The organism is Microbacterium enclense (assembly GCA_038182865.1).
Taxonomy (GTDB): domain Bacteria; phylum Actinomycetota; class Actinomycetes; order Actinomycetales; family Microbacteriaceae; genus Microbacterium; species Microbacterium enclense_B.
This window is the reverse complement of record CP116226.1, coordinates 2,558,046-2,580,427: the sequence shown is the minus strand read 5'-3', so window position 1 is coordinate 2,580,427 and position 22,382 is coordinate 2,558,046. Positions and strand designations below refer to the sequence as shown.

The following is a 22,382-nucleotide window of genomic DNA, read 5'->3' as shown; positions in this document are numbered from 1 at the left end:
ATGAGCCCCGCGCTCATCGCGGTCAGCCTGAAGATGTACTTCGACCACTCCTCGACGATCGACTGGGCTCGAGCGGTCCGACTCCACCCCGGGATCATGGCGGCGGTGGAGTCGGGAGATATCGACCTCGTCCTCTTCCCCGGCCACGTCAGCCTGGACACGGTAGGACGCATCTTCGAGGGGACGGCCGTGCGGCTGGGTGCCCAAGATCTCTCGTGGGCCTCGTCGGGCGCGTTCACCGGCGACGTGGACGGCGCAAGCATCCGTCAGGTCGGCGCATCGTTCGCCGAGGTGGGGCACGTCGAACGGCGCACGCATCACCGAGAGAATCTCGAGCGGGCGGGAGACAAGCTGGCAGCCGCACTCCGAAGCGGACTTCGCCCCCTCGTATGTGTCGGAGAGGACAACCCGACCACGCCACGACACGCTGCCGCGACCTGTGCCGCGCAGTGGGACGCCATGCTCGCTCGCTTGTCAGCGCCCGAACGCGCGACACTGGGAACCTCCGCCCCCGTGATCGCCTACGAACCGGTCTGGGCGATCGGCGCGCGCGACGCCGCGGACGCCGACTATGTCCAGACGGTCATTGCCCGTCTCCCGCACGAGACGGGCCTCCCGCACGGCACCCGACTCATCTACGGAGGGTCGGCAGGGACCGAGATCGTCGCTGCGCTCGGTGCGACCCTCGACGGCTTCTTCCTCGGACGACGTGCCCACGACCCGAGCATGCTGGCCGCAATAATTGAGGCCGCACGCGGCTCCCGCGCGTGACCTGCAGCGCGGAACGCACGACGACCATGCCATCACCGCAGACCTGAAAGCGGCGGGTACCCCTAGCGCGGCGGTACCCGCGTTCCCATCTCGATTTCCGCATCGATGCGCCTTGTATCGAAGCTCTTCGGTCCGTCAGGGTGACGACATGACGAGAACCGTTCTGTACTACATCGCCGCTGCGGGGTTCGCGGTGGCGGCGGCGGCCAGTGGCATCGGCGAGCAGTGGGTGCTGGCATCCGCCTTCGTCGCCATCGCAGCGGCGTTCCTCGTGATCGCGATCCGCTCGCAACGCGCCCGACCTCGATAGGCGACGCGCGATAACCACCGACCGTCAGGTGCTACTTGCTCGGACGACGAGCCGCGGGGTGAGAGTGAGGGATCCCAGGTGCGCATGCTCACCGTTCACCACATCGAGGATCAGCCTCATCGCCACCCGCCCCGACTCCTCGAAAGGCTGCCACACCGAGGTGATGCCGAGGATCTCCGACGTGATGCTTCCGTCGTAGCCGACGAGGGCGATCGGACGGTCACGGGACGACGCGGCGAGCACGGCGTGGATCTCGGCCGCGAGATGATCGTGGTTCGCGACGATCGCGGTGACCAGCGGATCTTCCAGGGCCACCGCGATGTGGGTCGCCAGGGCCGTCGGATCCGGCACTTCGTGCGCGACCACCTCGACGTGTCGCGACAGCCCCTCGGCCCGCAGCATGCCCGCCGACACATAGTCGGCGGATCGCTGTGCTTCGTGAACGAAAGCGACGCGGCGGTGTCCGGCATTCGCCAGGTGTCGCCCGATCAGCTCGCCGCCGCGGCGGTCGTCGATCAGCACCACCGGGATATCGGGATGAACACCCCTGCTGTCGGGGACGTCGACGAGCACGACCGGTGGGCCGGGCAACGATGCCGTCTCCGTCGCGTGCCGCGAGAGCGGCGCGCCCATCACGACGATGCCGTCGATGCCCGCCCGCACCGGCAGTGCCTCGAGAATGGGTGCCTCCGACCCCGCGGTCGAGGGCAGATCGTGCACCACGACGTCGACGCCCACCGTCGAGGCGAACGTGAGCATGCCGGTCAGTCGCGTGTAGTACGACGGGTAGGTCGAGAAGGGTGCGGCGACGGCGATCCTCTTCCCCGCGGGCACCTGGGTCTGTCCGCGGTAGCCCAGGCGGACAGCGGCATCGATGACACTCTGCCGAGTGACCTCGTTGACCTTGTGCGGACGGTTGATCGCCATCGACACCGTGGAGATGCTCACGCCGGCGGCTTTCGCGACCTCGTAGATCGTCACGCGCCCACGGTCCGCGCCCTTCTTCGCCATCTCACCGCCTAAAACGTTTGTATCGAAGTGTTTTGATCCTACAGAGTGGGGTCGGCGAAAGGACTCGACGATGAACAAGCGCCCGAAAGACGACCCGTTCGTCTCGGCGATCGCGCGCCGGATCGACACCCTGGCTCGTCGGAACGACGGCGCGCAGCAGCGCCGGCCACCGAGCGATCCGGTCGCACGACGAGAGGACGCGAGGCGACGGGATGCCATCGCCTTCGCGGCAACCGGACTCACCGTCCCGCAGGTCGCGGTCGAAGAGCACGTCGTCGCCGTCGCCGATCACCCGGACGCACGCCTCCGTGTCTACTGGCCCACCGACGAGCCGCTCGATCCTTCTGCCTCCGAGCGAGTGCCGATCCTCGTGTACTTCTTCGGCGGTTCGTTCACGATGGGGGGAATCGACTGGGTCGGACTCGATGCGATGTACCGGACGCGGGCGGCGGATGCCGGAGTCATCGTCGTCGCCGGTGAGTACTCCCTCGCTCCCGAGGTCACCTATCCCGCTCAGCCGGAACAGTGCTGGAGCGTCTTCGAATGGGCCGTCGCGCACGCCGAGTCGATCGGGGGCGATGCGAACCGCGTCGCCATCGGAGGGGCGTCGGCGGGCGGGAACCTTGCCGCGGTCGTGGCGCTCATGAATCGCAATCGCAACGCCCATCCGGTACGCCTGCAGATCCTGGAGGTGCCTGCGGTCGATCTGACCGGAGCCCACCTCGACGCGAGAGCGGTCTCCCCCTTCCTCCCCGGGTTCGTCGCGCGGCGCCTGCTCCGCCCGATCGTCGACGAGTACCTCGGAGCCGACAGCGCCCGCATCGCCGCTCTCGATCCCTACGCCTCGCCACTGCTCGCCTCGGACCATGCGGGCTTGCCGCCCGCATTGATCCTGACCGCGGAACGTGACGTGCTCCGCGGGGACGGGGAGGCATACGCGCGCGCGCTCGTGGCATCCGGTGTTCCGGCCACCTGCGTCCGCTACCTCGGTCAAGAGCACGGATCAGCCGGGTACCGCCTCCTCAACCCCGCCGCCGACCACGCCCATCGGCAGATCGTCGCCACCCTTCGCACCCTTCGCGACGACGCCGTCGACTACTCAGCGACGCTCCGGGAACCGGCCCGATGACAGACGCGACGATCGACGTCGCACCGGCGATCCTCGCATGGGCCGAGCGGATCGCTGAGCTGTCGCGCTCCCTCCCCGGTCTGGAGAGCGACGACATGAGCGCGCGTCGAAAGGCCGAGCGACGCCTCTCCGATGCCCTCGCGACCGAGTTCTGCGATCCTCTCGCGCCCGGGGTGTCCATCCGTGACGACGTGGTGGACGCGCCCGCCCGACCGCTCGCGCTGCGCCGGTATCTCCCCGACCGCCTGCCTCCCGCCGCACCCACGGAGGTCTTCCTCCACGGTGGCGGCTTCATCTCGGGATCCGCGCACGAGATCATCAACGACTCGCTGTTGACGGCTCGAGCACGACGAGCCGGCATCCAGGTGGTCTCGGTGGAGTATCGCCTCGCGCCCGAGCATCCGTATCCCGCGGCCGTTCACGACGCCGTCGCCACGGTCGACCTGCTGCGCGAGGAGCCCGAGCGTTTCGGGGTGGACGCGACGCGGATCGGCATCGCGGGCGCGTCGGCCGGGGCGGGAATCGCCGCGAGCGCGACACTGCTCCTCCGCGACCGCGGCGAAGTCGGTCTCGTCCACCAGTCACTCGAGGTTCCCGCTGTTGCGCTCGAGGCCTTCGGTCCCTCCTCGCTCCGGTTCGCGCGCGGATACGGGGTGGACGGGTACGAGAAGGTCATCGGTCTGTACCTCGGCGAGCGCCGCGGACCGAGCGTGGCCGCCGCACAACCCGTCTTCGTCTCGGATCTCTCCCGACTTCCCCCCACCTTCATCCAGGTGGCCGAGTTCGACCCGCTGCGGGACAGCGGCCTGGAGTACGGCGAGCGACTGAGAGCCGCAGGCGTCCCCACCGCTGTCCACGTCGGCGCGGGACACGTGCACGGCTCCCCCGGTCTGACGGCGACGTTCCCTCCCGCCCGCGCCTGGCAACGCCGCTCGGCAGCCGCGGCCCGACTCGCTTATCACCACGCGCCCAACCACTCCCTGTGACACCTCGAGGACGATGATGTTCCCTCCCACCCCGACCGTCGCTGCGCGCGACGACATCCCCGGCAGCGCCCAGCCGCGCGGCTTCCTCTCGCTGTTCGTCCTGGCCTGGTTCGGGGTGACGATCGCGCTCGGCACCATCGGCGGCGCATCGATCCCCAAAGCCCTCGCCTTCCTGGACGACGCGACGAAGGCGACCAATCTGTCGATCATCGCCGGGGCCGGGGGCATCGTGATCATCGTCATCACGCCGCTGTTCGGTCGACTCTCCGACCGGACGATGTCGCGTCACGGCATGCGGCGGCCCTGGCTCGTCGGTGGAGCCGTCGTGGCGGCGATCGGCGTCGTGGTCCTGTCCACGACGCAGAGTTTCGCCGGCACCCTCATCGGGTGGCTGATCGTGCAAGCGGGCTTCGGCGCGACCAACATGGTCATCCACGCGCTGCTGGCCGATCAGATCCCGCGACGCATCCGGGCGCGCGTCGCCGCAGCCGCCGGCGTCGCCACCGGGCTCGGACTCATCGTCGGCGCGCAGATCATGGCGGTGCTGCCGAACGACCAGAGATGGGCCTGGTTCGTCATCCCCGGCCTGATCGGCGTCGCACTGAGCACTCTCGTCGTGTTGCGCTTCCACGACATCGTGCGCACCGACCCGGCTCCCCCGCTGCGGCCGGCCGATGTCCTGTCGACATATTGGCTGAGCCCTCGTCGCTACCCCGACTTCTTCTGGGCGTTCTGCTCGCGCTTCCTCGTGACGATGTCGATCACCGCGATCTCGACCTTCCTCCTGTTCATCATCATCGACCGGCTCCACGTCCCCGCCACGGAAGCCTCCCCTGTTCAGGCGCTTGCCCTCGTGGTCTTCACCGTCGGCAACATCGTGACAGCGGTGCTGTTCGGTTGGATCTCGGACCGCTCGGGGCGCCGCAAGGCGATCGTGGTCATCGCGAGCGTTCTGAGCGCGGTCGGCTTGGTGGTGACGATGATCGCGTCCGATGTCGGCTCGATCCTTGTCGGCATCGCGATCGTCGGGGCCGCGCAGGGAGCATACGTGTCGGTGGACGTGGCGCTCATGACCGAGGTGCTTCCGTCCTTCGACGAGGCGGGGAAAGACCTCGGCATCGTCGCGCTGTCGTACCAGGTTCCCCAGCTCCTCATCCCGGTGATCGCCCTGCCGCTTCTCGCTGCGGGCGGCGGCGGTTACGACGCGTTCTTCGTCCTCGCCATCGCTTTCGCCCTCGTCGGCGGGCTCGCCGTCCTTCCCATCCGCTCCGTCCGCTGACCACAGGCGAAGCCGCGGCGCCCGGACGGCCATGGCCGGGTTCAGCCGTCGAGTTGGGCGATGCGTCGAGCCAACGCCAGCCGCGTCCGGGGCGAACGCAACGCCATCCCGATCCCCGTGTTCCGGATGCCACGAAGCAACGGACTGCGGAGAGTAGCCATGCGCGTCATGCGGTCGGTGAGGGCGATCACGCGACGCGCGGCGGGGCGCCGCAGCCGTTCGTAGGCCGCCAGGGAGTCCCCGCCACGTTCGCCCGTGAGGACATCGCTCAGGATGCTGCCGAGGAGGACGGCATCCTGAATCCCGAGGTTCATCCCCTGGCCCCCCGCCGGACTGTGGACGTGCGCCGCGTCACCGGCGAGGAAGACGGCACCGTCCCGGTAGGCGGAGGCCAACCGGTGCGCGACGCGGAAGCGGGAGCTCCAGACGACGGACTGCACGAGAGCATCCCCGGGGCCACGTTCGTCGAGAAGGCGCTGGACGTCCGCGATCGTGGGCTCAGCGGGGGCGTCGTCCATGGTGGCGACGATCCGATGACGTCCGCCCGGGAGTGGGGCGACCACGACCAGACCCTGTTTCGCGAGGAAGAGCTGGACCTCGTCGGGGGCCAGCGACCAGGTCATCGACACGTCGGCGAGCACGAAAGAGGCCGCGTACTCCGACCCCTCGAACGAGATCCCCCGCTGCTCCCGCACCCGGCTCCGGCTCCCGTCCGCACCGATGACGAAGCGCGGCGTCACCTTCTCGCGCGTTCCGTCGGGATGACGAAGGACGACGACCTCGGTCGTCGCGCCGGCTTCCATGCGCTCGAACGTGACGCCCCTCTCCACCTCGACCCCGAGGTGCGTCAACGCCCGGGCCACGATCTCCTCCGTGCGCGCCTGCGACAGCATGAGGGTGAACGGGTACGGGGTACGCAGCCCCCGGAAGTCGAGGTGCGCGAGCTTGGTCGCGCCGTCGCGCACGGTGAAATCGGGAACGACCACTCCCTCGTCGAGAAGAGGACCCGCCAGCTCGATGGATGCCAGGACCTCGAGGGTCCGCGCGTGGATCACGGCGGCACGGGACGTCGTGGCACCTCGCTCGGCCTCGTCGACGATTCGGACCCTGGCGCCTCGCCGCCGCAAGGAGACGGCGGCGGCGAGACCGACCGGTCCGGCCCCCACGATCAGCACATCGACGACGGGGCGCTCTGAATAAGTCATCATGCGTTGACAATCGCACCCCATCACGAGAAAGTCAACGCGTGTTGTTGAATGGAGTCATGCCCACCGAAGACGCCTCCGTCCCGACTGCGAAGGGTCGACGGTCCCGCGAGGCGATCCTGCGCGCCGCCGCCGCGCGCTTCGAATCCGATGGATTCGACCGCACAACGGTCCGGGGGATCGCCGCAGACGCGGGTATCGACGCAGCGATGATCGTCCGCTACTTCGGCGGCAAGGAGAACCTGTTCCTCGCGGCCACGTCCATCGATCTGGACCTGCCGAAGCTCGACGCCGATCCCGGACGTGGTGTGGGATACGCCCTGGCCTGTCACGCGGTCACGCTCTGGGGCAGCGAGACGCCCGGACGAGCACTGCGGATCCTGCTCCGGGCATCCACACACGACGTGGAGGCGGCGGCTCGGATACGAGACGTGTTCTCCGCCCAGGTGCTGCCGTTCCTCGCCGAGGACGGGTCACCCTCCGCCGTGCGCGCGAGCCTCGTCACCTCGCAGATCCTCGGGTATGCGTTCGGCCGCTACGTCATCGGCCTCGAGCCGCTGGTCGACGTCGATGACGACGTCATAGCGCGCGGCCTCGGAATCTCCCTCCAGGCCCTCATCGACGGCGCGTGACAGGCCGGTCGTAGGGCGCGACGCCGGTTCGTGGCCGGGAACGGCTCTCGAAAGACCGTTGGAGGCATCTCCCCCAACAGCAGATGCCTCCAACGGTGTGACCCTCACGTGCGCAGACGGAGGGAGTTCATCGGACCGCCCTGATCGGGAGGACGGCGGCGGCACCGATCAGGCCGAAGACGATCGCGGCCAGGTAGAGGGCCGTGTAGTTCTCGCCGGAGCCGATCGCCAGCAGGGGCACCGCCACGATCGGCACCAGCAACTGCGGAACCTGGTACGAGAGGGCGACGATCCCCAGGTCCTTCCCCGCGTCGACGGTGCTCGGAAGCACCTCGGTCATGAGGGCGACGTCGACGGAGACGAAGGCTCCCTGCGCCGCACCGACGATCGCGATGCCGACGAGGAAGACGGCGAGGTCGGGAGAAGCGATCGCGATGCACAGTCCCACGGCGGAGAGCACGGCGGAGAACACGACGATGGGCTTACGCCGCCCCGTACGGTCGGACACCCAGCCGAACACGAGCGCCATCACGATGTTGCCGACCGTGAACACCGCGAGCGTCAACGCCTGCACGCCCGACGCATCTTCACGCGGGATGCCGAGATGATCGATGATGAAGAACAACAGGTACGTCGACACCGAGACGATCGACATCGTGACGAGGAGGCGACACGTCCAGGCCCAGAAGAAGTCCGGATGCCGACGAGGGTTCAGCCAATAGGTGGAGAGTACGTCGGCCCACCGGAATCGCGCCGGCCGATCCGTCCGCGTGATGTCCCGCAGCACGACGAAGAGCCCGACGTTGAGCACCGCACCGATGAGACCCGGCACGACGAACCACGACCACCGGGCGTCGTTGGGCAGCACCGCGAGCACCACTGCCCCGAGGATCAAGGCAAGCCCGCCGGCAGCTCCAGCAGCGGCGGCCACCCGCGCTCGAATGCGCCGGGGAATCTGGTCCGCCAGCAGTGCGTGGACAGCGGCGTTCGCCGCACCGAATCCCGTCTGGGTCAGACACCATCCCAGGGTGATCATCACGAGCGAGTCGGCGGTGGCCAGGAGGGCGACCCCCGCCATCCCGAGGACGACTCCCCCCAGGATCCACGGTCGCCTCTTGCCGAGCCGTGACATCGTGCGGTCGCTGAGCCGGCCGAAGAGCGGCGTGATGATCATCACCACGATGCCGCCCACCCCGGCGACGATCGAGAGGTTCACCCCCTTGGTGGCGTCGTCGAGGAACGCGAACGCCTTCGGAATGGCTGCGCCCGCAATAGTCCCGGTCGCGAACGTGATGCCGAACCATGCGAGCACGAACAGCGGGAGGAAGGAGCGACGCTGTCGTGCGCCGGGCACGCTGTCGACGTCGTCGGCGTCGGCGGCGCTCTCGGTTCGCGTCACTGCAGGAGTGGGATCAAGCGACATCGTCGTCACCTTCGAGGATCGTGTTGTCAGGTGCCTTCGGCGTGGAGTACGCCGCGGCGAGGGCGAGGGAATGAGCGTTCTGAAGCCTGACCGCGGCGGGCAGGATCGCCGTGAGCCCCACCGTGCCGTGCAGGTGACCGAGGCCGCGAAGCACACGGACACGAACCCCGGCATCGCGCAGGCGCTGAGCCAGTGCCAGACCGGAGTCGCGCAGCGGGTCGTACTCGGCGACGGTGATGAGGGTCGGGGGTAGTCCGGTGAGGTCGGCGACGTCGAGCGGAGACGCCCCGACCGGAATCTCTCCCGGTCCGACATAGATCTCGACCAGCGCGGCGGCGTCGTCCAGACCGAAGCCCGACGAGTATCGGACCGCGGACTCCCCGATCGGCACCAACGCGCCGGGAACCACCTCCAGGTCGAGGTGTCTGATCGCGGGCCCGTCCCCTCCGCGGGTCGCCAGGGCGGTGCTCGCGGCGACCGCCGCACCGGCGGAGTTCCCCCCGACTCCGATCCGCTCAGCGTCCACCCCGAAGCCCGGGTCTCCCACGAGAACGCGCAGCGCCGCCAGGGTGTCGACCACGGCGGCGGGGGTACCGGTGTTCAGGAGCGAGGCGGTAGTCGAGCGAGTACAGCTGGATGCCGGCATCCTGGGCCCGACGGGCGCACAGCCGGTCGTTCAGCACCTCGTGCACGGATCCTGCGTAGAAGCCGCCCCCATGGAGGAAAAGCTGTGTGGGAGCCCTGTCAGACAGACCCTGCGGACGGTATCGACGCAGGAGCATCGTCCCACCCGGGCCTTCGATCTGATGGTCACTGATGTCGACGGTTGCCGGAGCCTCCTGCGTCGACCACGTAGCGAGAGCGTCGGACAGCTTCGCGGCCGCGGCACGGCGCCGCGGCCCGTACGGGCCGTGAAGGTCGGGAAGCTCCTGGGCGGCAGCCTCGACCCGTCTCGCCCAGTCGAGGATCGCGGGAGCGAGATCCGGGTCACGGGGAGAGTTCACCGAATCACCTCGCTCGCCCTCGGCCAGACCGCCGCCGCGTCTCGGAGGGTTCTCAAGGTCGCCACGATGTCGCGGTGCTGGTGGTCTGCTGCGGGGATCCAGCCACGCAGCCCGGCGGACGTGTGGGTCTGCCCGATGTACCGGACACCCGTCGCCGGCACCCCCGCCGCGGCGAGCGCACGGACGTACGCTTCGCCGTCACCCCGCAGCGCATCGAGCTCTGCGGTGTAGACGACGGCGGGCGGAAGCCCCCGCAGAGAGGGAGCCAGCAAGGGCGACGCGTACGGGTGCCGGCGGAGGTCGGCGTCGGGACCGAGGTAGTCGCGCACGAGACGGAGTGCCATCCGGCGCAGGATCACGCCTGGAACACGGGCATCCAGCCCCGCGGCATCCAGATGCGCCGTCGTCAGATCCAGCGCCGGGGCCTCCAGTACCTGCAGACGGATGGACCTGTCCGATCTGTCCCTGTTCATGAGAGTGACCGCCGCCGCGAGGTTCCCGCCCGACGACGTTCCCCCGATCGCAACCCGGCTCGGATCCGCCCCCAGTTCATGAGCGTGATCGACGGCCCACTCGAACGCGCTCCAGCATTGCTCCGGCTGCGCCGGGAAGCGCACCTCGGGCGCATGGGAGTAGTCGGGGGCGACGATCACGACGCCGGCGTCCCGCGCCCGCGTCCGGAAGGTGGCATCCCATCCCTCCCAGTCGATGCCGCCGATGGTGAAACCCCCGCCGTACATCGCGAGCATCAACGGACGACCATCGCCCGGCCGCCCGCGCTCCGGGGTGGGCCAGTACACGCGCACCCGGACATCGGGATAGCCATCCACCGCGACCACCTCGTCCTGCGTGGCGACGTCGGGGCGCTCGATGGCGAAGATGTCGATCGCCCGCGCATCGTTCTCGGCGGCCTGGCGTCGACGCGCCACCGGGTCTTTCAGGTCGGGTTGCGGCAGGTGCGCCGTTCGTCGCTGAGCGGCGAGGATGAAGGGATCGACCGGTGACCGTCTTGGCATCCGCAGGCTCCTTCGTCTATAGCTGATTACAGCGTGCTTCGTCGAAGTACTTCGATGCAGAGGGGATGTCCACCGATGAGAGCCGGCCCGCGAACCGTCACGATCTACGACGTCGCAGAGAAGGCGGGGGTCAGCATCTCGACGGTCTCCCTCGTCATGAACGCCCCGCACCGTGTCGCAGCGGCGACCCGCGAGCGCGTGGTCGCCGCGGCCGCCGCTCTCGGCTACCGATCCCGGTCGACGCCCTCTTCCCGCGCCACGAACACGGTCCGCGTCGCGGTCGCGGCACCGTTCGCCAGCTACCCGTCGTACCTGCGACGACTGGCGGGGATGATGGAACGAGCGCGGTCGCGCGCCGTCGATCTCGTGCCCTACGACCTGCCCTCGGCCGCGGCAGCGGAGCATCCGCTCCTGGACGCTCTTCCCACGCGGCCCGGGATCGACGCGCTCATCGTCATGGGCGTTCCCCTCGGCGGTTCCGCCTTACGCGCCAGTCGCGCAGCGCGCCTGCCGGTCGTGCTGGTCGACGTCCGACGCCGCCGTGCCGCCGCGGGCGAACCCCCACACGTCCTCGTCGACGACGTGCTCGCGGGGCGTCTTCTCGGGGAACACCTCGCCGGCCTCGGCCACCGTCGCGCGCTCTTCCTCCACGATCCGCAGCGTTCCTCCGACTACGTCTCCGCCGGGATGCTGAGATACGAAGGCCTATCGGAGTTCCTGACCCTGGACCGGCTCGCGGCCGGCACCTCCGACAGGGAAAGCCGCCTGATCGATCACCTGCGACGCGGCGCGACGGCGGTCATCGGGAGCCACGATGGGCTCTCCGCACGCGCCTGGGGCATCCTCCTCGCCGCGGGGATGCGTATCCCCGACGACGTCTCCCTCGTCGGCTTCGACGACGGCGACGTGGCCGCCGCCCTCGAGCTCACCACCGTCCATCAGCCTTTCGAGGAGACGGGCGCTGCCGCCCTCGACATCGCTCTCAGCCTCGCCTCCGGTCGAGACTCCGCGGTGGGCCACATCGAGTTGGAGCCGTCGCTGGTGGTGCGTCGAAGCGCCCGCGAACCGTCGGGCCGGTCGACCTCAGGCGGGTGACCGACGTTCGCGCGCATCACCGGATCGATGGCGCAGGATGCGCTCGTCCGCATCGATCAATCGGGGCGCCCTGACCGGCGGAGGCCCCGAAACGCGATCGCCCACCTCCTGAGGCCGGCGAGCATCAGCGATCGTGCGTCCTCGTCGGCTTCGGAGGCCTGAAACACACCGTCCACGACCTTCGACATATCCACGTGAAGCGCGCGCGGCAGACCGGCCATGCCGAGCTCCGCGGTGATCGTGCGCAGGTGCTCCACGGCGCGCACGCCGCCCGCCATGCCGTAGCCGACGAACGCCACGGGCTTGTCGTGCCATTCGGCGTAGAGGTGGTCGAGTGCGTTCTTCAGGGCCGCAGAGGTGGATGCGTTGTATTCGGGCGTGACGAGCACGACGGCGTCGAGTACGTCGATGGTGCGCGACCACGCTTTCGTCTCGGGCTCCTCGTAGCGCCCGAACGCCGCCGCGACCGGCTCCCGCAGCAGCGGCAGCCCGACGTCAACGAGGTCGAGTCGTTCGAATGCAACGCCGTCGAAGGGTGCCGCGAGGATCCAGTCCGCGATCGCCGGCGATCGACGGCTGGGGCGTGTGCTGCCCAGCACCACACCGATGCGAAGCGGGGTGTCAGGAGCCAGGGGGCGGGTGCGCGCGATGTCGTCGGGGGTATCCATGTCGGCAAGGCTCCTCGTTGAACATTGGTTGAGGTCAAGACATGATCGAGGCATGAACACCGCCGACACGACACCCTTCGGCGGCCGGCGCCTCACGATCGGCGAGGTCGCGGCGATCAGTGGCGTGGCGGCATCCGCAATCCGCTTCTATGAGAGACAAGAGCTGTTCCGTGCGGAGCGCACGGATGGCAACCAGCGTCGATACTCGGAGACCGTGCCGTGCTTGGTGCGCGTTGCGCGCGTCGCACAGCGCGTCGGTCTGTCCGTCCGCGAGATCCGGGATCTGTTCGAGGCGCTCTCAGACGATCCCCCGCTCGAGGAGTGGATGGCGATGGACGAGCAGCTCGTCCGGGAGGCGGAGCGTCGGATCGCTGACCTGCATGCTGTGCTCGATGACCTGCGCTCCGATGCACGCTTGTGCGAGCTGCCCGGCGTCGACGACGTCGCCGGAACGGACAGGCCACGCGTGGCAGCCCGCTGACGGCCTGGCACGAGGGGCGCAGCCCGCGATCCCACGTCCTCCACGGCGGAGGATCTGCTGCCCCGCGTGCAATCGCCGGCTTGACCTCAACCAATGTTCACGACCTAGCGTCACGCGTATGAACACTCCCGCAATGCAACCGGCCTCGCGACAACCCCTCGGATTCTGGACGGTCCGCGCCGGCGAGGCGATCGGCGCTCGGACGCGCGCGGCCCTCGCCGAACTCGGCGTGACTCAGCCCGAGTGGTGGGTGCTGCATCAGCTCTCGCTCCACCCCGACGGCATGGATCGGATCCGCATGGTGGACACCATCGGCCCCAACGAGACGCCCGCGGAGATCGAGGCAGCGATCGATTCCGCTCAGGCGAAGGGCTGGCTCGCGCAGCGCTCGAACATGCTCCGCTCGACAGCCGCCGGCACGGAGGTCTTCGTGCGATGCGCCGCCGCGCAAGCCGATCTGCAGGCCGAGCGCATGCAGGGCATCTCCGACGAAGACTTCACCACGACGATCCAGGTGCTGCAGCGCACGATCGAGAACGTCGGGGGGAACGCCTGGCACTGGTAGGCCCGTTCGCCGCTCCATCACGATTCCTCCTCAGGAGGGTCACGAGCGATCGAACGTCCACAGGGACAGGTGGTCCGTATCGGCGAGCACGTCGATTCTGACGATCCTCTCCGCCTCGAACCCGACGAGGTAGAAGGCCTTCACCCCGTCCGCCGTGATGTAGGCCGCCGAAGGGACGCCGCCGACCACGACGGGGCGGGTCAGCGCCGCGCGTCCCACGAACACCCGCGCGACCGCGTCGGCGCCGAGAACGCGATCGGCCAGCAGGGGCGCCCCCTGCGCCGCTCCGGCCGCGGACGTACGCACGGCGGTGGCGTCGCTTCGCACCTCGATCTCGGGGTCGAGCAGCTGCAGGAGCCTGGCGAAATCCCCCTCCCGGGCCGCGTCGAGAAAAGCGGCGATGGCGACCTCGTGTCGAGCCCGGACCGTGGTCACGTCGACGGTGCGGACGCGCGCCCGAGCGCGCGAGGCGAGCTGCCGAGCGGCCACGGGGCTGCGCTCCACGATGGGGGCGATGTCGTCGTAGGACAGCGCGAACACATCGTGCAGCACGAGAGCCAGCCGCTCGAGCGGACCCAGGGTCTCGAGGATGACCTGCATCGCCAGCGCGAGATCGTCCGACCGCATCGCGCGGTGCGCGGGGTCTGTCGCGTCGGTCGCACCGGCGACGGCACGTTCGAGCGGCGCATCGAGATCGTCGTGGTCTTCTCGTCGGCTCGCCTGCTGACGGATCATGTCGATGCAGACACGCGACACGACGGTCGTGAGCCACGCATCGAGGTTGTCGATCTCGAGGTTGTCCGCGCGCTGCAGGCGGATCCACACCTCCTGCAGAGCGTCGTCGGCGCTCCAGGGTGAGCCCAGGGTGCGGTGCGCGATCGCGAACAGCTTCGGGCGGTGGAGCGCGAACCGGCCCGCCAGTTCGCCGAGCGCCGACCCCGCCGACCCCGCCGACCCCGCCGACCCCGCCGACTGTGCGGTCATGCTTCCGCTCCCCCCGAAGATGTTCGTCACGTTTCGCCCCGATGGATCGACTCCTCATCGAAGCGACCATCCCGGTCGTCCCCATCCTCACCGTCAGGAGCCTCATGAACAGCTTGCCGCAGATCCCCCTCGCCCGATTGCGCGACGTCGTGCGTGGACGGGTCGTGCTGCCCGGAGACGCGGAGTTCGACCGCGCACGCCGACCGTGGAACCTCGCGATCGAACAGTCCCCGAGCGCGGTGGTCGAGGCCGTCGACGCCGACGACGTCGCCGCCGTCCTGCGCTTCGCCTCGACGCACGCGGTGCCGGTGACCGCGCAGCCCTCTGGCCACGGGGCGACCGGACGCGCGGACGGGGCGATCCTTCTCCGCACAGGACACCTCGACGCGATCAGCGTGGATCCGGATGCCAGGACCGCACGCATCGGTGCGGGCGTGCGCTCCGGCGAGCTTCAGCGCGCGGCCGCGGCGCACTCCCTCACCGCGCTGCCCGGGAGCTCTCCCGTCGTCACCGTCGCCGGTGCCGCGCTCGGGGGTGGACTGAGCTGGTTCAGCCGTCGATTCGGGTGGATGGCTGACGGTCTCCTCGCCGCGGACATCGTTCTCGCCGACGGCACCAGTCGCCGCGTCGACGACAGTGATCCCGAACTGCTGTGGGCGCTACGCGGTGGCGGCGGCGAGCTCGCGATCGTCACGTCTCTGGAGGTGCGCTTGCGCCCCGCCCCCACCCTGTTCGGTGGGAGGCTCCTCTGGCCTACCGCCCACTCCCGCGCGGTGGCCGAGGCGTACCGCGCCATGACACGGACCGCTCCGGACGAGCTCACCCTGTGGCTCGAGCTGCTGCACTTCCCGGGTGCGGAACCGATGATCGCCATCGACTCCACGTACCTCGGTTCCGAAGAGGACGCCCGCGAGGCGATGCGACCCGTGGAGAACCTGCCCGCGCCCCTCAGCGATACCCGCGCGATGATCAGCGCGGCCGACATCGGCGGCATCACGGGGGAACCGACCGCCCCCGGCGCAGGCCTCTCGCGGGGGGAACTGCTGTCGCACCTCGACGACACCGCACTCGATGCGCTCCTGAACGAGCCGATCGCACCTCTGATGACGGTGCAGATCCGACACCTCGAGGGTGCCCTGGCGCAGCCGACCGACAGCCCGCACGGACCACTCCGCGAGCCGTATGCCGTGTACCTCTTCGGCGTGCCCGCGTCGGCCGAGATCGCGGCTTCGATCCGAGCGACGCAGGAGCGGCTCACCGCCGCCCTTCCTGTGACGGGTCGCAAGCCGATCACCTTCCTCGCCCCCGGGGAGAAGCTTGCTGACGCGCTCCCGGCCGAGTCGCTGCGGCGACTCCGCGGGCTCAAGGAAGCGCTCGATCCCCGCGGGATCATTCGCGGCAACTTCGCTCTCTCGGACGCCGACTCGACTTCATCGAAGAGCTTCGATACGCACATGATGGAGTAGCGCGACGGAAGGATCGCCGCACCCCGCGGTTGAGAAGCTCACGACGGCGCGCCAGCACCTTCGGTGTCGCGCGAACCCTGTCGCGCACCCGTCGGCCCCGCCGCCGCGCTCAGCCGGACTCGACGGCCGGAGGCCACCCGCGGAGGATCGATGCCGAGTAAGAAGGGGAGGGTCCCCGTGAAGAGGTTCTCCATCGAGGTTCTCGTGCACGAGGCCCTGACAGGTCGCGACCTCGAACTGTTGCGTCTGCTCTTCGATCGCGAGTACCTCAAGGCGTTCGGGCCGTGGAACCCGGAGCAGCCGTACGGATACGCCGGCCACGACACCCACGTGATCGCCCGGGCAAGCGACGGCGGCATCGTCGCCCACGTCGGCTGGGCGCACCGAATGATCGGCGTGGGTGAGTCGGAGGTGAGCATCGCCGGGGTGGGCGGCGTGCTCGTGTCACAAGGAGCACGGGGAGCGGGCCTCGGCCAAAGACTGATGGCCCGGGCGGCGGAGTCGATGGCGGACGACGGCCGCATCGAGTTCGGGTACCTCGGCTGCCGGGAGGAGGTCGTCCCCTTCTATCTCTCGTGCGGGTGGCGACGGATCGCCGCGACCGAGCACTCCGTATCTCGCACCGGAACACCCGTCACGATGGAGCCCGGGCCGCCGCTCCTCGTGCTGCCTGTCGCCGATGATCGCCCCTGGCCGACGGGATCCATCGATCTTCGGGGGCGCGCATGGTGAGGCGTGCGCGCCCTGACGCCGCCCTGGTCGAGCCACGCCGATGACGGACCCCACGAACTCGTCCCCGCCGCGAAAGCGCTTCGCCCAGCGAGCCTTCGGCCTGATCTCTTTCGCCGTCGGAGGAATTCCCCTCGCGGCGTTCGTCGTCATCTGGATGCTGGCACGAAAAAATGATCCGATCGGATATCTCATCTTGCCGATCATCATCGCCGGAATGACTGCCGCGCCTCTGGGGATCGTCCTGGGAGCCATCGGCGTGATCATCGCGACGGTGCGGCGCTGCGGCTACCTGTGGCCTGTCATCGGTGGCGTCGTCTCCCTCGGTTTCGGCCTGCTGCTCCACGAGCTCTCCCTCCGCGCGTGGCGCGCCCGTGGGGACCGAGGTGTGTGAGGACACGATGACCCGGATGCCACAGCGCCGGCCGTTCCGCGTGCTCTGGGCGGCGAACGCGACGTCCAATCTCGCCGACGGCGTTGCCTTCGTCTCGATTCCGCTGCTCGCGACCTCGCTCACGGACGATCCTCGGTGGGTGGCCGGTCTCGCGACGCTGTACGCCCTCGTTCGGCTCCTCGTCGCGCTGCCGATCGGCGTGTGGGTGGACAGGCTCGACCGACGCCGGATCCTCATTGTCGCCAACATGCTTCGGGGAGTCGCCGTCCTCGGCCTCGCGGTCTGCGTTCACCTCGACGTGGGTGGACTGCTTCTTCTCTACGCGGCGTTCGCCGTGATCGGGACTCTCGAGAGCGCGGCCGACAACGCCGCGGTGTCCCTCGTCCCGAGCATCGTGGCGACCCGCGACCTCGACAGGGCGAACGGACGTCTCTCGGCTGCGCAACTCGTCGCCGACGAGTTCGCCGGCCCGCCGCTCGGCGGCCTCCTTTTCTCGGTGGCTGCGGCCGTCCCGGTCTTCGCGATGGGTGGCCTGTGGGCCGCGGCGGGCCTCGTCGCTCTCGGGCTTCCGATGCGCCGCGTCGTGGCATCCGATGTGCCGGAGACTCCGCGGCGGTCAGTGGCACGGGAGGCGGCTTCGGGCGCGTCCTGGCTCATCCGCCACCGTGTCGTCGGAGGCCTCGCCGTCGTGGGCGCCTTCGCCAGTGTCGGCTACATGCTGCCGTTCTCGATCCTCGTCGTGTTCGCCCAGGAGCAGCTCGGTCTCGACGGCACGGGATACGGCGTGATCCTCGCCGTGTCCGCGCTCGGTGGTCTCGTCGGTTCCTTTGCGACGCCGCGTGTCCGCCGCCGGCTCGGGTATCGATGGACGATCGTGGTGAGCCTGCTCATCGGGGCGGCGTCACTGCTCGTTCTCGCCGTCACGCGCGATGCCGTGGTCGCCGCCGTGCTCCTGGCTGCCTACATCCTCCACGCCGTGGCCTGGGGCATCTGCTCGACGTCTCTCCGGCAAAGCCTCGTGCCGGAGGAGCTCCGCGGTCGCGTCAACGCCGCGAGCCGAGTGGCCGGTCTGCTGGGTCTCGCCCTGGGATCGCTGCTCGGCGGCGTCCTCGCCGTGGTGCACGTCGCTCTACCGGTCGCGGTCGGCGGCGCCGTCTTCGTCGCCTGCGCAGTGATCGCGATCCCCCTGCTCCGAGCCGTCGACGATGAGTGACAGCATGCGGCATCCGAGACGACGCCGCTCGCTCGCCACTCTGGTGTTCTCGTCGCGGGCGTCGCCTCCCTCACCGATCTCGCCGTGCGCGTTCGGGAGGCGCTCGCCCGTGGCGCGGGGATCGTCGAGTTGTATGCGGGGCTGGGAATGACCGCGGCCGCGACGGCCCGAGAGGCGAGCGCCCGTCAGCTTCCTGTCGGCTTCATCGACACGTGATCCGCGCGCGGACGCGGGTCGCACGACGTCGCGCATCGCGACCTCCTCAGGTGGCGGGGAGCAGGGCGGGAACGAACGTGAACACGCCGAGGCCGATCATGACGAGACCGCTCAGCAGCTCGATCGTCCCCGTGACGCGCGGTCGGGCGAGCCAGCGGTTGGCGGCGTCGGCCACCAGCACGAGACCCGCGAGATAGACGTACACGACCGCGGCGACCGTCCCCCCGAGAACGACCACGACGAACAGGGGATGCGCGCCGGGCGGGGTGTAGCCGGGGAACAGGGCGAGGAAGAACAGTCCGGTCTTCGGGTTCGACAACGAGGTCAGGATGCCGGCGACGAAGGCGTTCGCCGCTCCCGAGCGTCGCGATGAAGCGGCCCGTGGGGAGGGTCGCCCGCGGTCGTTCACGGTGGATGCCTTGTGCCGGCGGGCCCGAAGGACCGCTCGGCCGCCGAGGAACATCAGATAGACCCCGCCGACGGCGCAGAGCACTCGATAGATCAGCTCCGATGTCTGCACCACCGCCGCGACACCGACGGCGGTCAGGCCCGCCCAGACGAAGATCGCGAGCGTCGACCCGGACGCTGCGGCGATCCCCCACGGTCGACGTGTCACGGCATATCGCAGGGACAGGAGGGTGTCGGGCCCGGGCGTGACCGCCAACACCAGGGCGACGGCGACGAAGCCGAGGTACTCGCCGATCGACACGCGTCCTCCTCTGATCGTCCGCTGCTGTCCATGCTCGACCGATCGACCCATCGGCACGAGCAGCTTTTTCTACGTGATCGTTCGCTATCTCCGTACAGTGGTGCGATGATCACTCCTCAGCGACTCGTCGTCTTGCGCGCCGTCGTCGCCGCGGGTTCGATTCGTGCGGCCGCGGCCAACCTGAACTACTCACCGGCGACGGTCAGTCAGCATCTTCAAGCCCTGGCCCGGGAGACCGGACTGGTCCTGTTCGAACGGCACGGGCGCGGCATCCTTCCCACCGCAGCCGCCCTCCACCTGGCTGACAGTGCTCGCGGCGCGATCGACGAACTGGACCGGCTCGACCGCACGATCATCGACCTCCGTCACGGACAGTCCGAGCACCTCGCGATCGCCTGCTTCTCGTCTGCCGCCCAGGCATGGATTCCGTCCGTGGCCCAGGTCCTGCGCGAACGGCACCCGCAGCTCACGCTCGAGATCAGCCTCAACGAGCCCTACGACGGTCGCGGTCGCCGAGCGCCGGACATCGACATCCGGAACGAACCGGTCGACCTGCCTCCTCGACTCATCGACGGGTACCACCGGCATGAGCTGGTCATCGAGGACTTCCTCGTCGTCCTGCCCGGGAACCATCCGCTCGCCTCGGAATTCGTCATCGAGGTGGCGCGCTTGCAGCACGAGGTCTGGATCGACCACGACATCTACGACAGCCCCACCGGGCAGATCATCGTCCGAGCCTGCCAAGCCGCCGGCTTCACGCCTCGATACTCCGCCCGACTCGACGACCACCATGCTGCCCTCAGCCTCGTCGCGGCGGGCCTCGGCATCACCGTGCTCCCCCGTCTCGCGCTGGCGGCCCTGCCACCCACCCTCACCACCCGTCCTCTCGAGCACCCGAGGGTCCGGCGCCGCATCGTGGCGCACACGCGCCGCGATCCTCGTGGGAGCCGCGTCGTCGCGACCGCGCTGAGCGCGCTTCGGGACCAGGTGCAATCTCCCGCGTGACGGTTCGACCTCGAAGATCAGCTCATCGCCCTGACCGCAGCGTCGGTGTTCATGCGTCGGGTCACACTTCAGACCACCCGGAACTCTGCGCATGGTCGGGCACCGAGGTGGCAGGTGCCGTGTGGATAACATGAGGGACGTGGTGAGCACGGTGCGTGTGGCAGTGGTGGAAGACCAGCCGCTCTACCGTCAGATGCTCACCGGGCTCCTTCACGCGGCCCCTGGGACAACCGTGCGGGCATCCGCATCCTCGGCAGCAGAAGGCCGCGCGTTACCCGCGGACGAGATCGACGTCGTGCTCATGGACCTGGATCTCGGAGACGGTGACGGCATCGACCTCGCCCGTCAACTGAGAGCACGGGCGCCGAAGCTGCACGTGGTGGTGCTGTCCGCCGCGGATGCGAGTCACCGTCTCCGTGCGCTCCCCCGGTCGGAACGTAATGCCTGGAGCTATCTTTCGAAGACGTCCGCACTGTCGGCCGCCTCTCTCCTGCACGCGTTGAACAGCGCAGCCCAGGGGCGCCCCGTCCTGGACCGGAGCCTCGCAGAGAAGCGGGCCGTCGTGCCGAACGGGCCGCTGGATGCCCTGAGCGGCCGACAGCTCGAGGTGCTGAAGCTGCTCGCCGCTGGATTCACGAATGCCGCCATCGCCACGGAGCTCGGCATCGCGGTGAGGTCGGTCGACAATCATGTGAACGCCGTCTATCTCGCGCTCGGCATCACCGCGACGGCGCACACGAACGCGCGAGTGACGGCCGCCTGCCTGTTCCTGGACAACACCCGATGATGGTTCGCTCCTCGGCGTCCTCGTCGGCGACGACCACGATGGAGGCCGCAGATGTGCTCGCGGAGCGTCGAGTACTCGCGGTAACCATCGCGGGGGTGGGGTCTCTTTTCGCCGTGGCGACCACCACCCAATCGGTGATGGCACTGGGCATCTTCTCCGTGCACCTTCGAGCCGCGGCTCCCAGTCCTGTGTCCGAGCTCGTCGCGCGCGGGCTCATCAACCTGGGAACGGTCGCGGTGCTCCTGGGGTTGGCGATACTGGTCGACCTCGGGCGGCGACGGTCGATCATGCGGGTCGTGCTCGCGGTGATGATCGCTGCCGTGTCGGGTGCGCTGCGCGCCGTGGCGCAGGTGTCCGTCGGCCTCTACACGCACCTCGATGCGCCCGTCGTCGTCGCCGAGATCGCGACCACGGCGGGAGCGACGCTCGTCACGTTGGCGATCGGGCTGGTCGTCGCCCTGCTGTGGCGTCGCCAGCGCGTCGAACAACGGCAGCGAGAACGCCATCACGCCTTGGCACTGGCTGCCCACGATGAACTGCGAGCCGAGGAGATCCGTGTGCGCCGGGAAGTCGCACAAGAGCTGCACGGCACCGTTCAGGGAACGCTCGTCATCGCAGAGGCCCACGTTCGACACTTGATCGCGAGGGCGGAAGGCACATCCGCGGCCACCCCCGCCGACCTCGCGCCGGTCGCGGAATCTCTCCGGGTCATCCGCGACGAGCACCTGCGCCATCTCACGTCGAGGCTGTTCCCGGCCGACCTCGATCGAGGCGTCGAGGCGGCGCTCGACGCGTTGGTCGCTCGGATGCCGACCTCGATACACATCGAGGATGATTACCGTGCGGGTGCGCTCGCGGTGGACGCTCGGGTGGGCGGCGCCGCGGTGGACAACGGCGATGGACTCGGGCTGCTTCTCGTCCAGGTCGTCGAAGAAGGGATCACCAACGCGTTGAAGCACGGTGACGCCTCGTGTGTGCGCATCGGGATCGATGTGACGGAGTCAGGGTGGGTCGATGTGACGATCGTCGACGACGGCTCAGGAATGGAGCTGACCTCTCGACGCTCCGGGCTGGCCCGTCTATCCCGTCGGGCCGTGCTCCTGGGGGGCACGCTGACCGCGAACGCCGGCGGAATCGGCGAACGCGGGAGCACCCTTCACGCTCGACTACCGCTCGGCTGAGCGCACCTTGCCGCCTCGACCAGAAACGGCGTCCGGGACGAAAAGATATGCGGTCACGCGGATTTTCTTATCGCCTGTGAGGACAGCACCGAGAGTCATTTCCCTAGGTAGAAGTACCTCTTT

At 69.1% G+C, this 22,382-nt stretch carries 26 protein-coding genes; 17 read left to right on the top strand and 9 right to left on the bottom strand.

The genetic code is table 11. The features are described from left to right. The gene (locus tag PIR02_12155) at positions 1–771 is read left to right on the top strand and encodes a triose-phosphate isomerase (protein WZH35527.1); all 771 of its coding nucleotides are present in this window, start codon (positions 1–3) and stop codon (positions 769–771) included. 148 nt (positions 772–919) lie between these two features. Next, complete coding sequence (locus tag PIR02_12150; GenBank protein ID WZH35526.1) at positions 920–1,081, top strand: hypothetical protein; 162 nt, start codon at positions 920–922, stop codon at positions 1,079–1,081. Positions 1,082–1,105: 24 nt separating this feature from the next. On the opposite strand, the gene PIR02_12145 is transcribed toward PIR02_12150, so the two are convergent. Further along, positions 1,106–2,062 carry a LacI family DNA-binding transcriptional regulator gene (locus PIR02_12145; protein WZH35525.1) on the bottom strand — a complete coding sequence of 319 codons (957 nt, stop codon included), beginning with the start codon at positions 2,060–2,062 and terminating at the stop codon, positions 1,106–1,108. 100 nt (positions 2,063–2,162) lie between these two features. Here PIR02_12145 and PIR02_12140 point away from each other — a divergent pair, with 100 nt between their 5' ends. From PIR02_12140 to PIR02_12130, 3 genes are read left to right on the top strand one after another with little or no spacing between them, the layout of a single operon-like run. Beyond that, positions 2,163–3,221, top strand: a complete 1,059-nt coding sequence (locus PIR02_12140; GenBank protein WZH35524.1) for an alpha/beta hydrolase — start codon at positions 2,163–2,165, stop codon at positions 3,219–3,221. Continuing rightward, positions 3,218–4,207 carry an alpha/beta hydrolase gene (locus PIR02_12135; protein ID WZH35523.1) on the top strand — a complete coding sequence of 330 codons (990 nt, stop codon included), beginning with the start codon at positions 3,218–3,220 and terminating at the stop codon, positions 4,205–4,207. The genes PIR02_12140 and PIR02_12135 overlap by 4 nt, the downstream gene beginning before the upstream one ends. Before the next feature lie 16 nt (positions 4,208–4,223). Then, the gene (locus PIR02_12130) at positions 4,224–5,486 is read left to right on the top strand and encodes an MFS transporter (protein ID WZH35522.1); all 1,263 of its coding nucleotides are present in this window, start codon (positions 4,224–4,226) and stop codon (positions 5,484–5,486) included. A gap of 41 nt (positions 5,487–5,527) precedes the next feature. Here PIR02_12130 and PIR02_12125 read toward each other — a convergent pair whose 3' ends face one another. After that, entirely contained in the window at positions 5,528–6,694 is a 1,167-nt protein-coding gene (locus PIR02_12125) for an FAD-dependent monooxygenase (protein WZH35521.1), read from the bottom strand. 56 nt (positions 6,695–6,750) lie between these two features. On the opposite strand from PIR02_12125, the gene PIR02_12120 reads away from it, so the two are divergent. Beyond that, positions 6,751–7,323 (top strand): TetR family transcriptional regulator, encoded by a 573-nt coding sequence (locus PIR02_12120; GenBank protein WZH35520.1) that lies wholly within the window; start codon positions 6,751–6,753, stop codon positions 7,321–7,323. Positions 7,324–7,450: 127 nt separating this feature from the next. Here PIR02_12120 and PIR02_12115 read toward each other — a convergent pair whose 3' ends face one another. The 4 genes from PIR02_12115 to PIR02_12100 are packed head-to-tail and all read right to left on the bottom strand — an operon-like array spanning position 7,451 to position 10,766. Beyond that, on the bottom strand, positions 7,451–8,746 hold the full coding sequence (locus PIR02_12115) for an MFS transporter (GenBank protein WZH35519.1): 1,296 nt from the start codon (positions 8,744–8,746) through the stop codon (positions 7,451–7,453). Beyond that, positions 8,736–9,326 carry an alpha/beta hydrolase fold domain-containing protein gene (locus PIR02_12110; protein WZH35518.1) on the bottom strand — a complete coding sequence of 197 codons (591 nt, stop codon included), beginning with the start codon at positions 9,324–9,326 and terminating at the stop codon, positions 8,736–8,738. Before PIR02_12110 ends, PIR02_12115 begins: the two co-directional genes overlap by 11 nt. Next, entirely contained in the window at positions 9,262–9,750 is a 489-nt protein-coding gene (locus tag PIR02_12105; GenBank protein ID WZH35517.1) for an alpha/beta hydrolase, read from the bottom strand. Before PIR02_12105 ends, PIR02_12110 begins: the two co-directional genes overlap by 65 nt. After that, the gene (locus tag PIR02_12100; protein WZH35516.1) at positions 9,747–10,766 is read right to left on the bottom strand and encodes an alpha/beta hydrolase; all 1,020 of its coding nucleotides are present in this window, start codon (positions 10,764–10,766) and stop codon (positions 9,747–9,749) included. Before PIR02_12100 ends, PIR02_12105 begins: the two co-directional genes overlap by 4 nt. A gap of 75 nt (positions 10,767–10,841) precedes the next feature. Here PIR02_12100 and PIR02_12095 point away from each other — a divergent pair, with 75 nt between their 5' ends. Further along, a complete protein-coding gene (locus tag PIR02_12095) occupies positions 10,842–11,861 on the top strand; it encodes a LacI family DNA-binding transcriptional regulator (protein WZH35515.1) in 1,020 nt (339 codons plus the stop codon). 56 nt (positions 11,862–11,917) lie between these two features. Here the strand turns inward: PIR02_12095 and PIR02_12090 are convergent, their stop codons facing one another. Beyond that, positions 11,918–12,598: an NAD(P)H-dependent oxidoreductase gene (locus tag PIR02_12090; protein ID WZH35514.1), complete on the bottom strand. Its 681-nt coding sequence runs from the start codon at positions 12,596–12,598 to the stop codon at positions 11,918–11,920. On the opposite strand from PIR02_12090, the gene PIR02_12085 reads away from it, so the two are divergent. Continuing rightward, positions 12,582–13,010 carry a MerR family DNA-binding transcriptional regulator gene (locus PIR02_12085; protein WZH35513.1) on the top strand — a complete coding sequence of 143 codons (429 nt, stop codon included), beginning with the start codon at positions 12,582–12,584 and terminating at the stop codon, positions 13,008–13,010. The genes PIR02_12090 and PIR02_12085 overlap by 17 nt on opposite strands. 118 nt (positions 13,011–13,128) lie before the next feature. After that, complete coding sequence (locus PIR02_12080; GenBank protein ID WZH35512.1) at positions 13,129–13,575, top strand: MarR family winged helix-turn-helix transcriptional regulator; 447 nt, start codon at positions 13,129–13,131, stop codon at positions 13,573–13,575. A 39-nt stretch (positions 13,576–13,614) separates the two neighbouring features. On the opposite strand, the gene PIR02_12075 is transcribed toward PIR02_12080, so the two are convergent. Then, positions 13,615–14,559, bottom strand: a complete 945-nt coding sequence (locus PIR02_12075) for a sigma-70 family RNA polymerase sigma factor (GenBank protein ID WZH35511.1) — start codon at positions 14,557–14,559, stop codon at positions 13,615–13,617. A 41-nt stretch (positions 14,560–14,600) separates the two neighbouring features. On the opposite strand from PIR02_12075, the gene PIR02_12070 reads away from it, so the two are divergent. From PIR02_12070 to PIR02_12050, 5 genes are all read left to right on the top strand, one after another. Beyond that, positions 14,601–16,025, top strand: a complete 1,425-nt coding sequence (locus PIR02_12070) for an FAD-binding oxidoreductase (protein WZH35510.1) — start codon at positions 14,601–14,603, stop codon at positions 16,023–16,025. A 177-nt stretch (positions 16,026–16,202) separates the two neighbouring features. Further along, positions 16,203–16,757: a GNAT family N-acetyltransferase gene (locus PIR02_12065; protein WZH35509.1), complete on the top strand. Its 555-nt coding sequence runs from the start codon at positions 16,203–16,205 to the stop codon at positions 16,755–16,757. A gap of 40 nt (positions 16,758–16,797) precedes the next feature. After that, the gene (locus PIR02_12060; GenBank protein ID WZH35508.1) at positions 16,798–17,148 is read left to right on the top strand and encodes a hypothetical protein; all 351 of its coding nucleotides are present in this window, start codon (positions 16,798–16,800) and stop codon (positions 17,146–17,148) included. A gap of 16 nt (positions 17,149–17,164) precedes the next feature. Continuing rightward, on the top strand, positions 17,165–18,361 hold the full coding sequence (locus PIR02_12055) for an MFS transporter (GenBank protein WZH35507.1): 1,197 nt from the start codon (positions 17,165–17,167) through the stop codon (positions 18,359–18,361). Positions 18,362–18,445: 84 nt separating this feature from the next. Beyond that, entirely contained in the window at positions 18,446–18,577 is a 132-nt protein-coding gene (locus PIR02_12050) for a hypothetical protein (GenBank protein WZH35506.1), read from the top strand. 46 nt (positions 18,578–18,623) lie between these two features. Here the strand turns inward: PIR02_12050 and PIR02_12045 are convergent, their stop codons facing one another. Then, positions 18,624–19,286: a LysE family translocator gene (locus PIR02_12045; GenBank protein WZH35505.1), complete on the bottom strand. Its 663-nt coding sequence runs from the start codon at positions 19,284–19,286 to the stop codon at positions 18,624–18,626. Between the two features lie 105 nt (positions 19,287–19,391). Between PIR02_12045 and PIR02_12040 the strand changes: the two genes are divergently transcribed. The 3 genes from PIR02_12040 to PIR02_12030 all read left to right on the top strand — a co-directional run bounded on the left by PIR02_12040 (position 19,392) and on the right by PIR02_12030 (position 22,259). After that, positions 19,392–20,291, top strand: coding sequence for a LysR substrate-binding domain-containing protein (locus PIR02_12040; GenBank protein ID WZH35504.1), 900 nt, complete (start codon positions 19,392–19,394; stop codon positions 20,289–20,291). A 142-nt stretch (positions 20,292–20,433) separates the two neighbouring features. Further along, on the top strand, positions 20,434–21,078 hold the full coding sequence (locus PIR02_12035; GenBank protein WZH35503.1) for a response regulator transcription factor: 645 nt from the start codon (positions 20,434–20,436) through the stop codon (positions 21,076–21,078). Further along, on the top strand, positions 21,075–22,259 hold the full coding sequence (locus PIR02_12030) for a hypothetical protein (protein ID WZH35502.1): 1,185 nt from the start codon (positions 21,075–21,077) through the stop codon (positions 22,257–22,259). Before PIR02_12035 ends, PIR02_12030 begins: the two co-directional genes overlap by 4 nt. Positions 22,260–22,382 lie beyond the last annotated feature (123 nt).